The following is a 14,912-nucleotide window of genomic DNA, read 5'->3' on the forward strand; positions in this document are numbered from 1 at the left end:
GCCACCGCGGATTGAGGGCGACGGTGAGATTGGAGGGATAGCCGGGAACAAGTGAGTCCGGGGCGAAAATGTACCGAGCGGTACACTGGCATGCGCACAGTTCACGCGACCCGGAAATGAGGAAGCCCGACCACATGCCCGCCACCCCGCCCACCGACGCCCGCCCCTACCGCACGATCCCGGAGATCATCGCGGACCATGGCGCTGACCTGTCCTGGCAGCAGTCGGTGTACAGGCATCTGCACACCAACCCGGAACTGTCCGCCGTCGAGGAACGCACCGCCGCGTACCTGGCCGAGCGACTGTCCGAGTTCGACTGCAGCATCACCACCGGCATCGGCGGCCACGGATTGGTCGGCGTCTTCCGCAACGGCGAAGGGCCGACGGTACTGTTCCGCGCCGACATCGACGCCCTGCCCGTGGAAGAAGCCACGGGCGTCGACTACGCGTCCACCGCCGACGGCGTCTCCCGCGAAGGCGTCGCGTCGAAGGTCATGCACGCCTGCGGCCACGACCACCACATGACGGCGCTCCTCGGCGCCTGCGCCATCCTCGACGCCAACCGCGACGACTGGTCCGGCACCTTCATCGCCCTGTTCCAGCCCGCCGAGGAAACCGCGTGCGGCGCCCAGGGCATGGTCGACGACGGCCTGGCGGACACGATCCCGCGCCCCGACGTGTGCCTGGGCCAGCACGTCGTGCCCGGCCCCGCCGGCCGCGTGATGTCCGCCTCCGGCCCGGTGCTCACCGGCTGCGACACCATCACCATCGACATCACGGGACGTTCCGCCCACGGATCCATGCCGCACAACGGCGTCGACCCGACGTACATTGCGGCGGCGATCGTCATGCGACTGCAGGGCATCGTCGGCCGCGAGGTCTCGCCGCACGAGTTCGCGGTGATCTCGGTGGGCACGCTGACGTCGGGCAACTCGAACAACACCATCCCCGGCCACGCCCGCATCGTGCTGAACATCCGGTACTACTCCGATGAGGTCCGCGAGATCCTCATCAATGCCATCGAGCGCGTCGTCCGCGCCGAGTGCATGGCCTCCGGTTCCGCCGTCGAGCCGCGATTCACCTACACCGACCACGGCGACGTCACCGACAACGACCCGGACGTCTACGCCGACGTCCGCGCCGCGTTCGACGGCGTCTTCGGCGGCGAATCCGTCACGGCGCAGCGCTGGACGGCGTCCGAGGATTTCTCCGACATCCCCAACGCCTTCGGCTGCCCCTACGTCTACTGGACCGTCGGCGTCACCCCGCGCGACCTGTGGGACGCCGCCGTCGCCGCCGACCGGGTCCTCGAGGACGTCCCGTCCAACCACATGTCCACGTTCCTGCCGGACTTCGAACCCACCGTCGACGCCACGACCCGCGCCGCCTCCGCCGCGGTGCTGGCCTGCCTGCGCCGGTAGACGGCTCCCGGCCTCGCCCAACCCCTCGCCACCGCCACCGCCACCGCCTCCGACTCCCCCTCCAGCACCATGCCCCTCCAGCTGCCCACCGACCGGATGACCATCGGCCTGGCCGAACCGCTCACCGGCGGGCGCGGCCCGGTGCCGGATCTGGATGGGCTGCTGAGGGATACGGCGGACGTCGCAAAGCAAGCCGAAGAAGCGGGCGCGGCGGCCCTGTGGTTCCGGGACGTCCCCCTGCTCGTCGACGAATTCCGCGACGCCGGGCAGATCCTCGACCCCTTCACCCACATGGCGTACCTGGCCGCGCACACGTCCGAGATCGGCCTGGCCACCGCGTCGACGGTGCTCACGCTGCGCCACCCCATTCACGTGGCCAAGCAGGCGGCGAGCGTCGATCAGCTCTCGGGCGGCCGCGTCGCGCTGGGCGTGGCCACGGGCGACCGGCCCGAGGAGTTCCCGGCCTTCAAGCGCCGCCGCGCCGACCGCGCCGAAGATTTCCGCCACGCCGTCGAGTACATCCGCGCGCTGTGGCGCCCGGGCACGCCGCGCACGGCGGCGAACAGGTGGGGAGGCGTCGACATGGGCATCGAGATGCTGCCCAAGCCCGTCGGCGGCGCCCCCATCCCCCTCTACGTGACGGGCCATTGCGGGCAGAGCCCCGAGTGGATCGCGGAGCACGGCGACGGCTGGATGTACTACGGGCAGGACCTGGACACGACGGCGAGGCTCGTGCGGGAGTGGCGGGCGAACGTCGAGAAGGCCCGTGGCCCCGACGCGCTGGCCAAGCCGTACATCACCACGCTGACCCTCGATCTGCTCGCCGATCCCGACGCCGAGCCGAAGCCCCTGCGCTACGGCTTCCGCGCGGGCCGCACGTTCCTGTTGCGGTACCTGGAGCGCCTCGACGCCACTGGCGCCGACCACGTGATCCTGGGGCTTCGTGCTTCACGACGCCCCGTCCCCGACGTCATCGCCGAACTCGCCGAGCACGTCTTCCCCGCATACCCGCGGTGAGTTGAGTGGCGTGACCGCTCCTGCCGCTGAAGCCGATCAGCCCCCGTACGCCGGGTAGTCGACGTAGCCCTCGGGGCCCTGTGCGTAGATGGTGTCGGCGTCGGCTTCGGCCAGCGGGAGGTCGTCGCGCAGGCGGCGCACCAGGTCCGGGTTGGCGATGTAGGGCCGCCCGAAGCCGACCAGGTCCACCAGCCCCGAGTCGAGCCATTCCTGCGCCGACCCGGCGGTCTGGCCGCCGGTGAAGATCACGGCGCCGCGGTAGACCTCGCGCAGGTGCTCCATGAATTCGCGGGGCACCTCGGGCGTCGGCACGTCGCCGGTGGTCGACGACTGGTCGGCGACGTGGATGAAGTCGACCCCGCGCGCGTCGAGCTCGCGGGCCAGCGACACGTAGGTCGTCTCGACGTCGTCGTACAGCGGGATGTCGTTGACCGTGCCATACGGCGACACGCGCATGCCGACGGTGAACGGCCGCGGCGCGACCTCCCCGTCACCACTCCCCTCGCCATTCCCCTCGCCATTCCCCTCGCCCGTCCGCGCGTCGAGCGCCTCCCGGACCGCGCTCTGCACGGCATCGACGACGGCCAGGGGGAACCGCAGCCGCTTGTCGACGGTCTGCGCACCCCAGTCATCCGACCGGTCATTGACGCCGGGGTTGATGAACTGCTGGATCAAGTAGCCGTTGGCGCCATGGATCTCCACGCCATCGAAGCCGGCGGCCACGGCACCGGCGGCGGCCCGGGCGTAGTCGGCGATGGTGCGGGCGATGCCGTCGTCGTCAAGCCCGAGCGGTTCCGAGGCCCCCGTGAAGCGGGCCTCGCCGGTCGAATCGAAGATGTAGCACTTGGCGCCGCGGGCCGGCGTCGACGTGGAACTCGCCGGCGCGGACCCCGACGGCTGCAGCGCCGTGTGCGACACGCGGCCGCTGTGCCACAGCTGCGCGACGATCCGGCCGCCGGCGGCGTGGACGGCGTCGACGACGTGGGCCCACCCTTCGACCTGCGCAGGCTTCCAGATGCCCGGCACCGCCGCGAACCCCCGGGCCTCCGGGGAGATGAAGGTCCCCTCCGTGACGATGAGGCCCGCCGACGCGCGCTGCCCGTAGTACTCGGCCACCATCTCGTCGGCGACCTGCGACTGCGACCGCACGCGCGTCATCGGGGCCATGACCACCCGGTTGTCCACCGGTACTGCGCCGATGCGGAAGGGATCGAACAGGGTGGGCAACGGGCCTCCTCGAAAAATGCCGCCGCGGGCGCGCGGTCGGTCGCCGGACCGGAAAACTTTTCCGGTGACCTTAACACCGCGCGCCGCGGCGGACTCAGTCGAGGTTCAGCAATGGCTCAGTTGCGGTTCGAAGCCGCGTCATCCGGTGACACGGTGTCGGCGTCCACCGGCGCGGCTTCCTCCTGCACCGAACCGCGCACCGTGACATCGCCGTCGATGACCGCGCCGCCCGGGATGTGCAGGTTGCCCTCCTCGTCGATGAGCGGGGCGGGCAACGGCTCGCCGTTGTCGTCGTAGCCCGGGGCCGGCGTCGACTCCTGCGACTCCAGCGCATCGGGGGTAAATGCCGGTTGCCACTGGCGGGTACGGGGCTCGGGGATGGCGGCGGCGTCGTCGCGAAGCCCCTTGACCAGGGAAATCATCATGATGAAGCCCAGCACGAAGAACGGCAGGCCAACGACCGTGATCGTGTCCTGCAATGCCGTCAGACCGGCCTCGCCGGCGCCGATGAGCAGGATCGCCGCGACCAGGCCCGTGAGCACCGCCCAGACGACGCGCTGGACCGGGTTGGACCGCTCTTCGTCGCCGAGGGCCATCATGTCCAGGACCATCGACGACGAGTCCATGGACGTGGTGAAGAAGATGACCACGATGATCACCGAGAACAGCGACATCACCGGCGCCCACGGGAAGTTGGACAGGAACTCGAACAGCGCGCCCGGGACGTCGCCCTGGTCGACGACGACGTCGACGAGGCCGCCCTGCTCCTGCTCGATGCGGAACGACGCCATGCCGAAGATGCCGAACCAGACCAGCGAGAACAGCACCGGCAGCGCCAGCACGCCGCCGACGAACTCCCGGATCGTGCGGCCGCGGGAAATGCGGGCGACGAAGATGCCCACGAACGGCGCCCACGTGATGGTCCACGCCCAGTAGAAGACGGTCCAGCCGCCCTGCCAGCCGGGGTTCTCCTCGAACGAGTCGTTCCACAGCGCCAGGCGCGGCAGCTCGACGAGGTAGCCGCCGAGGCCTCGATGGTGCCGCGCAGCAGGTACAGCGTCGGGCCGGCGGCGAGAACGAAGATGAGCAGCGCGACGGCCGCGATGATGTTGAGGTTCGACAGGCGCTTGATGCCCTTGTCCAGGCCCAGCGCCACGGACACGCAGGCGATGAGCGAGACGATGACGATGAGCAGCACCTGCACGGTGACCGACTCGTCGATGCCGTACAGGCGGTTCAGGCCGGCGCTGATCTGCATCGTGCCCAGGCCGATGGACACCGCCACGCCGAAGACCGTGCCGACGACGGCGATGACGTCGACGATGCGGCCGATCGGGCCGTAGATGCGGGTGCCGATGAGCGGGGCGAGGATCGACGACAGGCGCGCCGGCAGCTTGCGCTTGTAGATGAAGTAGGCGAACGCCAGGCCCGGCAGCGCGAAGATCGTCCACGTGTGCAGGCCGAAGTGATAGAAGGTGAATGCCATCGCCTCACGGGCCGCGTCGTTCGACTGCGGGTCCACGTCGGCCATCGGCGGGTTGGCGAAGTGGTTGAGCGGCTCCGCCACGCCCCAGAACATGAGGATCGTGCCGATGCCGGCGGCGAAGAGCATCGCGAACCACGCCGGCGTCGAATGCTCCGGCCGCTCGTCGTCGCCGCCCAGGCGGATCCGCCCGAAGCGCGACACCGCGATCCAGATGAGGAACACCAGGAACACGGTCACGCCGAGGATGTAGAACCAACCGAGGTTTTCCTTCAGCCAATCGGCCGCCGTGGAAAATGTCGCGGTGACGGATTCGGTGGACACCAGCGTCCACACCACGAACGCCAGGATCAGCGCCACCGACGGCCAGAACACCGGCGGGTCGATGCTGAAGGTGAATCTCCTGCCGCGGGTGATGTCCCCCGGTTCCTTCTTCGTTGAATCGGGCAGGGACACGATTATCACCTCAGGTGATTGTTGGTGGTTGGCTTTCCTTTCCAGATGATCACCATTCATCTTCGAATACAACCTGAACGGGCCGAACCGTTACCGAGTTGAGCCGTTTGGCCCGATAAACCCCGATGAACGTGGCATGGCAAAGGCCCGCGCCACCCGCATATGCGGGGGACGCGGGCCGACTGCTTCCGGGCGGTCCCGGACGGTCGCGGCTGCTCCGGAAAGTCCCGGAAGCTCGCGGGGCGTTCTATTCGCCCTTGATGTCCTCGCCGAGCATGTGGACGTGGACCAGGTTGGTGTTGCCCTCGTTGCCGGGGGGCGAACCGGCGACGACGACCATCATGTCGCCGCGGCGGTACTCCTTCATGTCCAGCAGCGCCTCGTCGACGGTGGTCATCATGTCGTCGGTGGTGCGCACCTCGCGGGTGAGGAACGTCTCCGCGCCCCACGTCAGCGCCAGCTGCGAGCGCACCGACGGGTCCGGGGTGAACACCAGCAGCGGCAGCCGCGAGTGCAGGCGGGCGACGCGGCGGGCGGTGTCGCCGGAGGAGGTGAAGGCGACCAGGGCGCGCGCGTTGAGTCGCTCGCCGATGTCGCGGGCGGCGTAGGAGATCACGCCGCGCTTGGTGCGCGGGACGTGCGTCAGCGCCGGCACCTCGCCGTCGCGCTCCGCGGCGCCGACGATGCGGGCCATGGTGCGCACGGTGGTCTCCGGGTACTTGCCCACCGACGTCTCGCCGGACAGCATCACGGCGTCGGCGCCGTCGAGGACGGCGTTGGCGACGTCGGACGCCTCGGCGCGGGTCGGCCGCGAGTTGACGATCATCGAGTCGAGCATCTGCGTGGCGACGATCACCGGCTTGGCGTTCTCGCGCGCGATCTGCACGGCGCGCTTCTGCACCAGCGGCACGTCCTCCAGCGGCACCTCGACGCCCAGGTCGCCGCGGGCGACCATCACGGCGTCGAACGCCAGGATGATGGCCTCGAGCGCGTCGACGGCCTCCGGCTTCTCCAGCTTCGCGATGACCGGGACGCGGCGCCCCTCCTCGTCCATGATGGCGTGGACGAGCTCGACGTCCGACGGCGAGCGCACGAACGACAGCGCGATGAAGTCGACGCCCAGGTTCAGGGCGAAGCGCAGGTCGCGGATGTCCTTCTCGCTCAGCGCCGGCACGGAGATGTCCATGCCCGGCAGGGAGACGCCCTTGTTGTTGGACACGGGGCCGCCCTCGGTGACCTCGCAGATGACGTCGTTGCCTTCGACGCCGACGCACTTCAGGCCGACCTTGCCGTCGTCGACGAGCAGGCGGTCGCCGGGCTTGGCGTCGTTGGCCAGGTTCTTGTAGGTGGTGGAGACCCGATCGTGGGTGCCGTCGACGTCGTCGACGGTGATGCGCACGATCTCGCCGTCGGCCCAGTAGGTCGAGCCTTCGGCGAAGCGGCCGAGGCGGATCTTGGGGCCCTGCAGGTCGGCGAGGATGCCGACCGCGTGGCCGGTCGCGTCGGAGGCTTCGCGGACCCAGCGGTAGTTCTGCGCGTGGTCCTCATGCTCGCCATGCGAGAAGTTGAGCCGGGCGACGTCCATGCCGGACTCGACGAGGCCGGTGATTCCCTCCAGCGAGGCGACGGCGGGGCCAAGGGTACATACGATCTTCGTTCGTCTTTGCACGTCCACCACCCTAGTCCCCCACGGTCGCCTCCGCGCCGCGGGCCTCCCCGCCGGGCGGCTAGTCCGCGTGGGCCCGGTCGCCCCGGACCTCGTCGGGTGCTTCACGACGCCGATGGCGCAGCATGACGACGAACGCGCAGGCGACGAGGAACACGACGGCGGAGGTGACGGTATTGATGCGCAGGCCGCCGAAGACTTCGGTGGCCGCATCGGTGCGGATCAGCTCGATGAAGAACCGGCCCAGCGTGTATCCGGCGACGTAGAGGGCGAAGACCATGCCACCGCCGAGGCGGAAGCGGCGGTCGAGCCACACCAGCAGCACGCAGATGGCGACGTTCCACAGCAGCTCGTAGAGGAACGTGGGGTGCACCACGGCGAGGACTTCGCCGGTGGAGGTGCCGGACACCGGGGCGAGTGCGCCGGACTCGTCGACGCGCTCGTAGATCTCCAGGCCCCACGGCAGCGTGGTGGGCCCGCCGTGGAGCTCCTGGTTGAACCAGTTGCCCAGGCGCCCGATGCCCTGGGCGAGGATGATCGTCGGGGCCACCGCGTCGAGCATGGGGGCCACGGGGACCTTGCGGTACTTCAGCATCGCCAGGCCGGCCAGCGTGCCCAGCGCGACGGCGCCCCAGATGCCCAGGCCGCCGGCGGTGATGTTGAGCGCCTGCCAGGGGTTGGCGCCCTCGCCGAAGTACTTCGGCCAGTCGGTGGCCACGTGGTACAGGCGCCCGCCGATGATGCCGGCGGGGATGGCCACGATGGCGACGTCGAGGACGATCTCGGGGTCACCGCCGCGGTCGGCGTAGCGGCGCTTCGACCACAGCACGGCGATGATGATGCCCGCCAGGATCGACAGCGCGTAGCCGCGCAGCGGGATCGGGCCGAGCTGCCACACGCCCTGCGGCGGCGAGGGGATGTTCGCCAGCAGGTCGACGATCACGCCCGCTCCCCCGGCTGCTCTCCGGCGCGGGCTCCCGCCCGCTCCCCGGCGCGCACGCCCGCGGACAGTTCCTCGGCCAGCGCGACGAGCTCGTCGCGGCCGGCGGTGGCCGCCTTGATCAGCGCCGAGCCGACAATAACGCCGTCGGCGAAGCCGGCGATCTCCTTGGCCTGCTCGCCGTTGGAGACGCCCAGGCCCACGCACACCGGGGTGTCGGTGTACTCGCGGGTGCGCTCGACCAGGACGCCGGCGGCGGAGTCGACGGCCTTCTGCGCGCCGGTGACGCCCATGTGGCTGGTGGCGTAGACGAAACCGCCCGACGCCCCCGCGGTCAGCGCGATGCGCTCGTTCGACGACGACGGCGCGACCAGGAAGATGGTGTCCAGGCCGTGCTTCTCGGCGGCGGCGAGCCAGCGGCCCGCCTCCTCCGGGATGAGGTCCGGGATGATGGCGCCGAGCCCGCCGGCGGCGGCGAAGTCCTCGGCGAACTTCTCCGGGCCGTACTGCAGGATCGGGTTCCAGTAGGTCATGGTCACGCAATTGCCGCCGGCGTCGGTGACCTCGCGGATGACGTGGAACAGGTCCTTGATGCGGAAGCCCGCGCTCAGCGCGATGTCGGCGGCCTCCTGGATGGTGGGGCCGTCCATCATCGGGTCGGAGTACGGCAGCCCGACCTCGATGACGTCGGCGCCGGCGGCGACGACGGCGTTGATGTTGTCGATCGACCCCTCGACCGTCGGGTACCCGGCGGGCAGGTAGGCGATGAAGGCCGCGCGGTCCTCGGCGCGGGCGGTGGCGAAAACGTCTGCGAGGCTCACTTGCCCTGCTCCTTCTTCTCGTCGCTGGTCTTCTCGTCGCTCAGCTCATGGTCGGCCGTTTCCGGGCCGGTGGTCTCGGCGGGCGTGTCGATGGTCTCCGGGTTCAGGTCGAACCACCGCGCCGCGGTGTCCACGTCCTTGTCGCCGCGGCCGGAGATGTTGACGATGAGGACGGGTTCCCGGCCGAGGTCGTCGTAAAGCTGCTTTGCGACGACCCGCGCCGCCGCCACCGCATGCGCCGACTCGATGGCCGGGATGATGCCCTCCGTGCGGGACAGGTCGCGGAAGGCTTCCATGGCCTGGGTGTCCGTGATGGGCACGTACTCGGCGCGGCCGGCATCGGCGAGCTTGGAGTGCTCGGGGCCGACGCCCGGGTAATCGAGGCCGGCGGAAATGGAGTGGGACTCGATGATCTGGCCGTCTTCGTCCTGCATCAGCGCCGCGAAGGAGCCCTGGAAGACGCCCGGGTTGCCGGCCGCGGAAATCGGGGCGGCGTGGCGGCCGGTGTCCACGCCATCGCCGGCGGCCTCGGCGCCGATGAGGCGGACCGACTCGTCGCCGATGAAGTGGTGGAACAGGCCGATGGCGTTGGAGCCGCCGCCGACGCAGGCGATGGCGGCGTCGGGAAGCTCGCCGGTGGCGGCGAGGATCTGCTGGCGGGCCTCGGCGCCGATGACGCGCTGGAAGTCGCGCACCATCGCCGGGAACGGGTGCGGGCCGGCGGCGGTGCCGAAGCAGTAATAGGTGTCGTCGGCGTTGGCGACCCAGAAGCGCATGGCCTCGTTGATCGCGTCCTTGAGGGTGCGCGAGCCGATCTGCACCTCGATGACCTCGGCACCCAGCAGGCGCATCCGCGCGATGTTGAGCGCCTGGCGCTCCGCGTCGACGGCGCCCATGTAGATGCGGCACTCCAGGCCCAGCAGCGCACACGCGGTGGCGGTGGCCACGCCGTGCTGGCCGGCGCCGGTCTCCGCGATGATCTTCGACTTGCCCATGTTCTTGGCCAGCAGCACCTGGCCGAGCACGTTGTTGATCTTGTGGCTGCCGGTGTGGTTGAGGTCCTCGCGCTTGAGCCACACCTTCGCGCCGATCATCTCGCCGAACTTCGCCGCCGGGTACAGCGGCGACGGGCGGCCGGTGTAATCGCGCTGCAGGCGATCGAGCTCGGCGAGGAAGGCCTCGTCCGTGCGGGCCTTGGCATAGCCCTCGGTCACCTCGCCGATGACGGACATCAGGGCCTCGGGGATGTAGGTGCCGCCCCACTGCCCCCAGTGCCCCAGCTCATCGGGCTCGTGGTCGGTGGGCCGCGAAATGACCTCGCCCACGGTGGGCAGGCGGTCTCCGGCGACGTCCTTGTTCTTGAAATCCTGATCGTTCACCCGACCATTGTGACGCATCCGACCCCGGCGCGCGGGCACCGGGGTCGGGAGGGGGTCGGGAGGGGGTTAGGGCAGATCAGCCGCGCGACGCGGGGTGCTGGCCGGCGGCGACGAGGCGGCGGCAGGCGTCGCCGGGGTCGCCGGCGGTGACCAGGCCCTCGCCGACGAGCACGCAGTCGGCGCCCTGGTCGGCGTAGGCGCGCAGGTCCTCGGGGCCCTTGACGCCGGATTCGGCGACCTTGACCACGTTGTCGGGCAGCAGCGGGGCGAGCTTGCCGTAGACGCCCATGTCGACCTCGAGGGTCTTCAGGTTGCGGGCGTTGATGCCCAGGATCTTCGCGCCGGCGGCGACCGCGCGGTCGACCTCTTCGGCGGTGTGGGCCTCGACGAGCGCGTTCATGCCCAGCGACTCGGTGCGGTCGAGCAGCGACTCCAGGGCGGGCTGCTCCAGCGCCGAGACCATGAGCAGCACCAGGTCGGCGCCGTGGGCGCGGGCCTCGTGGATCTGGTACGGGGTGACTATGAAGTCCTTGCGCAGCACCGGGATGTCCACCGCCGCGCGGACGGCGTCGAGGTCGGCGAGCGATCCGCGGAAGCGGCGCTCCTCGGTCAGGCAGGAGATCACCGCGGCACCGTTGTCGGCGTACTGCTTGGCCAGCACGGCCGGCTCCGGGATGTCGGCGAGGTCGCCCTTGGACGGAGAGGCGCGCTTGACCTCCGCGATGACGTGCACGCCCGGGCGCGACAGCGCCGCCACGGCGTCGATGGCCGGCGGGGCCTGGAGGGACAGCTCCTTGATCTCCGCGTAGGAGATCTTCGCCTCGCGGGCGGCCAAATCCTCGCGCACGCCGGCGATGATGTCGTCGAGCACCGTTGCCATGGTCAATCCCCTCGTCGTGGGGCCGCGGTGGCCCCGTGAAGCTGGTGAAGTCGTTTCCGGGTGAATGTTATCGCCCGCTCCGGCCACCGCCGGGCGCGGGGTCCGGGTTGGGGCCGGCATCGGGGCCCGTGCCGGTATCGGTCGGATCCACGCCGGCGTCGAGCGCGTCCCACAGGACGCGGCCGGACTCCGGCTCGCGCGACAGGTCGTCGCGCACGCGGTCGCGGCGCACCTCCGGGGTCTCGTAGGCCCCGGATCGCCGCTTTGCGACGGCCCCTCCCGGCCGCACCAGCAACAGCACCCCGCCGAGCACGCCGAGGGCGGCGGCGATGACCGACGACACCGGGCCCAACAGATGGACCTGAAGGTCCTGGATCTCGGCCCAGTCCGACACCGTGACCGGCGCGTTGGCCCGCTGGGTCGCCGCCCCCGAGGACAGCAGGTCCAGGGCGCGCTGCGGATCGGCGCCGGTGGTCAGCAGCTGCAGCGGCGCCCACGCGGCGGCCGCGGCGATGACGGCGGCGAGCCCGCCGACGATGCGCCGGCCGATGCCGCCGAGGATCAGCGTCGCCGCGACGGCCGCGGCCAGGGCCAGCGCCAGCGCGGTGGACTCCGGGGCCCACGTCGCGCCGACGAGGTCGTTGACCGCCTCGCCGGACTTGTCGTCGAACGTCGTCGCCGTCAGCCACGCCGCGCGTCCGGCCAGCCACAGTCCGGCGGCCGAGACGAGGACCAGCGCCAGCGCGGCCCCGGGACGGCGGTCGGACTTCTTCTCGCGATCAGTCATCGCTGCCCCGCTCTCCATTGGCATCGTCACCGCTGGCATCGTCTCCACTGGCATCGCGGATGGTCTCCGCCGCGGCGACCGCGCGCAACACGGCGGCGGCCTTGTTGCGGGTCTCGGCGTCCTCGTCGTGGGGATCCGAGTCGGCGACGATGCCGCCGCCGGCCTGAACGTAGACGGTGCCGTCCTTGATCAGGCCACTGCGGATGGTGATCGCCTGGTCGGTGTTGCCTCGGAAGTCGAAGTAACCCACCGTGCCGCCGTAGACGCCGCGGCGGGTGTCCTCCAGCTCGTCGATGATGGCCAGCGCACTCGGCTTCGGCGCCCCCGACAGCGTGCCCGCCGGGAATGTCGCGGCGAAGGCGTCGACCGCGGTGGACTCCTCGGCCAGCGTGCCGGTGACCGTGGACACCAGGTGCATGACGTGCGAGTACCGCTCGATGTGGCGGAAGTCGTGGACCTTCACGGTGCCCGGCTCGCACACGCGGCCGAGATCATTGCGCCCCAGATCGACGAGCATGAGGTGCTCGCTGTTCTCTTTTTCGTCGGCGAGCAGTTCCTTCTCCAGCAGGACATCGGCCTCGACGTCGGCCCCGCGCGGCCGCGTGCCGGCGATGGGGTTGGTGACCACCCGCCGGCCCTGCACCTGCACCAGCGACTCCGGCGAGGAGCCGACGATCTGGAAGGCGGTCTCGGCCATCGACTCGTCGGGCACGTTGACCAGGAACATGTACGGGCTGGGATTGGTCATGCGCAGCATGCGGTAGACCTCCAGCGCGGTGGCGTCGGTGTCCATCTCGAAGCGCTGCGACAGCACGATCTGGAAGGCGTCGCCGGCGCGGATGTGCTCCTTGCACACCTCGATGCGGCGCATGTGCTCCTCGGGTTCGCGCTGGCGGCGCACGTCGGGCTCGGGCAGCTCGACCTCGACCGGCGGCGTCGACAGCGGCGCGGCGAGCTTGCCCAGCATTGCGTCGATGCGCGAGACGGCATCGTCGTAGGCGCCGTCGACGCGCTCGTCGGAGCCGTCCCAGTTGATCTGGTTGGCCACCAGCCAAATCACGCCCTCGTGGTGGTCGACCACCGCCAGGTCCTCGACCAGCAGCTGCACCATCTCCGGCACGCCGAGGTCGTCGACGCAGGTGTCCGGCAACTTGCGCTCGATGAAGCGCACGATGTCGTGCCCGAAGTACCCGACCAGGCCGGAGGTGAAGGGGGGCACGGAACCGCCGGCCACGGCGGCGTCGTCAAGCGGGAGCTCGCTGTGCAGCAACCGCAGGGTCTCGCGCATCGCGTCGAGCGGATCACCGCCCTCCGGGGCGCCCTCCGGCGCCGTGCCGATCCACCGGGCCTGGCCATCGACGACGGTCAGGGCCGTGCGCGAACCGCAGCCGATCATCGACCACCGCGACCACGACTGCCCCACGTCCGCCGACTCCAGCAGGAACGTGCCCGGGCGGTCGGCGGCGAGCTTGCGGTAGGCCGACAGGGCGGTCTCGCCGTCGGCCAGCACCCGCCTGATCACCGGCACCACGCGGTGGTCCCGCGCCAGCGCGCGGAAACGCTCCCGGGAGGTCATCGAGGTTCGCGTCGAGGTTCGCGTCATGGGGAACATCATGCCAAACGCCCCCGCCGCCGCCCGGACGCGGGCCTACACCAGCGGATCGACGTCGAAGCAGGAATGCGCGCCCGTGTGGCAGGCGGCGCCGGTCTGCTCGACGGTGACCAGGACGGTGTCATGGTCGCAGTCGAGGGCGACGTGGTGGACCTTCTGGAAGTGCCCCGACGTCATCCCCTTGACCCAGTATTCGCCGCGCGACCGCGACCAGTACGTCCCGCGGCGCGTGCCCAGCGTGTACGCCAGCGCGTGGTCGTCCATCCAGGCGAGCATGAGTACCTCGCCGGTGCCGGCCTCCTGCACGATCGCGGGCACCAGGCCGGCGTCGTTGCGCTTGAGGCGGGCGGCGAGGTCGGGCGCCAGGTCCCAGGTCGCGGGATCGTCCGGGTCTTGCTTGCCGACGGTCAGGTTCTCCCCCTTCGGCCCGTTCGCGCTCATCGGCGGACCTCGATGCCGGCGTCGGCCATGGCGTCCTTGACCTCGCCGATGGAGATCTCGCCGAAGTGGAAGATGGAGGCGGCCAGCACGGCGTCGGCGCCGGCCTCCACCGCGGGCGGGAAGTGGTCGGCGGCGCCGGCGCCGCCGGAGGCGATGACCGGCACGTCGACGGCGGCGCGGACCTTGCGCAGCAGCTCCAGGTCGAAGCCGTCCTTGGTGCCGTCGCCGTCCATGGAGTTGAGCAGGATCTCGCCGACGCCGAGCTCCTCGCCGCGGCGCGCCCACTCGACGGCGTCGATGCCCGCGGACTTCGAGCCGCCGTGGGTGGTCACCTCGAAACCGGAGGGCTGGGGCTCGCCGCCGGCGGGGACGCGGCGGGCGTCGACGGACAGGACGATGCACTGGGCGCCGAAGCGCTGGGACAGCTCGCGCAGCAGCTCCGGGCGGGCGATGGCCGAGGTGTTGACGCTGACCTTGTCCGCACCGGCGCGCAGCAGCTGGTCGACGTCGTCGACGCTGCGGACGCCGCCGCCGACGGTCAGGGGGATGAAGACCTGCTCGGCGGTGCGGCGCACCACGTCGAGCATCGTGCCGCGGCCGTGCTTGGACGCGGTGACGTCGAGGAAGGTCAGCTCGTCGGCGCCCTCGTCGTTGTAGCGGTGGGCCAGCTCGACGGGGTCGCCGGCGTCGCGGAGGTTCTCGAAGTTGACGCCCTTGACCACGCGGCCGTCATTGACGTCCAGGCAGGGGATGACGCGGATCGCGACGGACATGGTTCTCCT

At 70.6% G+C, this 14,912-nt stretch carries 12 protein-coding genes and 1 pseudogene; 2 read left to right on the forward strand and 11 right to left on the reverse strand.

Features of this window, described 5'->3' with window-relative positions:
- The first annotated feature begins 134 nt into the window (after positions 1-134).
- Positions 135-1,421, forward strand: a complete 1,287-nt coding sequence (locus ACFWGD_RS03145; RefSeq protein WP_377777083.1) for an amidohydrolase — start codon at positions 135-137, stop codon at positions 1,419-1,421.
- Positions 1,422-1,490: 69 nt separating this feature from the next.
- Entirely contained in the window at positions 1,491-2,438 is a 948-nt protein-coding gene (locus ACFWGD_RS03150; protein ID WP_377777084.1) for a TIGR03571 family LLM class oxidoreductase, read from the forward strand.
- Positions 2,439-2,474: 36 nt separating this feature from the next.
- On the opposite strand, the gene ACFWGD_RS03155 is transcribed toward ACFWGD_RS03150, so the two are convergent.
- The 11 genes and pseudogenes from ACFWGD_RS03155 to hisF all read right to left on the reverse strand — a co-directional run bounded on the left by ACFWGD_RS03155 (position 2,475) and on the right by hisF (position 14,903).
- Complete coding sequence (locus ACFWGD_RS03155) at positions 2,475-3,665, reverse strand: alkene reductase (protein WP_377777085.1); 1,191 nt, start codon at positions 3,663-3,665, stop codon at positions 2,475-2,477.
- Between the two features lie 116 nt (positions 3,666-3,781).
- A pseudogene (locus tag ACFWGD_RS03160) lies at positions 3,782-5,523 on the reverse strand (BCCT family transporter).
- A gap of 328 nt (positions 5,524-5,851) precedes the next feature.
- The gene (gene pyk, locus ACFWGD_RS03165) at positions 5,852-7,273 is read right to left on the reverse strand and encodes a pyruvate kinase (RefSeq protein WP_377777086.1); all 1,422 of its coding nucleotides are present in this window, start codon (positions 7,271-7,273) and stop codon (positions 5,852-5,854) included.
- A 58-nt stretch (positions 7,274-7,331) separates the two neighbouring features.
- Positions 7,332-8,213: a prolipoprotein diacylglyceryl transferase gene (gene lgt / locus ACFWGD_RS03170; protein ID WP_377777087.1), complete on the reverse strand. Its 882-nt coding sequence runs from the start codon at positions 8,211-8,213 to the stop codon at positions 7,332-7,334.
- Positions 8,210-9,031 carry a tryptophan synthase subunit alpha gene (gene trpA / locus ACFWGD_RS03175; RefSeq protein ID WP_377777088.1) on the reverse strand — a complete coding sequence of 274 codons (822 nt, stop codon included), beginning with the start codon at positions 9,029-9,031 and terminating at the stop codon, positions 8,210-8,212. Before trpA ends, lgt begins: the two co-directional genes overlap by 4 nt.
- Positions 9,028-10,410 carry a tryptophan synthase subunit beta gene (gene trpB, locus ACFWGD_RS03180; protein ID WP_377777089.1) on the reverse strand — a complete coding sequence of 461 codons (1,383 nt, stop codon included), beginning with the start codon at positions 10,408-10,410 and terminating at the stop codon, positions 9,028-9,030. Before trpB ends, trpA begins: the two co-directional genes overlap by 4 nt.
- Before the next feature lie 76 nt (positions 10,411-10,486).
- Positions 10,487-11,290, reverse strand: a complete 804-nt coding sequence (trpC, locus tag ACFWGD_RS03185; RefSeq protein ID WP_377777090.1) for an indole-3-glycerol phosphate synthase TrpC — start codon at positions 11,288-11,290, stop codon at positions 10,487-10,489.
- A gap of 67 nt (positions 11,291-11,357) precedes the next feature.
- On the reverse strand, positions 11,358-12,077 hold the full coding sequence (locus ACFWGD_RS03190; RefSeq protein ID WP_377777091.1) for a TIGR02234 family membrane protein: 720 nt from the start codon (positions 12,075-12,077) through the stop codon (positions 11,358-11,360).
- A complete protein-coding gene (locus ACFWGD_RS03195) occupies positions 12,070-13,680 on the reverse strand; it encodes an anthranilate synthase component I (protein ID WP_377777092.1) in 1,611 nt (536 codons plus the stop codon). The genes ACFWGD_RS03190 and ACFWGD_RS03195 overlap by 8 nt, the downstream gene beginning before the upstream one ends.
- Positions 13,681-13,725: 45 nt before the next feature.
- Positions 13,726-14,130 (reverse strand): phosphoribosyl-AMP cyclohydrolase, encoded by a 405-nt coding sequence (gene hisI, locus ACFWGD_RS03200; RefSeq protein WP_377777093.1) that lies wholly within the window; start codon positions 14,128-14,130, stop codon positions 13,726-13,728.
- Positions 14,127-14,903: an imidazole glycerol phosphate synthase subunit HisF gene (gene hisF / locus ACFWGD_RS03205; protein WP_377777094.1), complete on the reverse strand. Its 777-nt coding sequence runs from the start codon at positions 14,901-14,903 to the stop codon at positions 14,127-14,129. Before hisF ends, hisI begins: the two co-directional genes overlap by 4 nt.
- Positions 14,904-14,912 lie beyond the last annotated feature (9 nt).

The organism is Corynebacterium sp. NPDC060344 (genome assembly GCF_042725215.1).
Lineage (GTDB): Bacteria > Actinomycetota > Actinomycetes > Mycobacteriales > Mycobacteriaceae > Corynebacterium.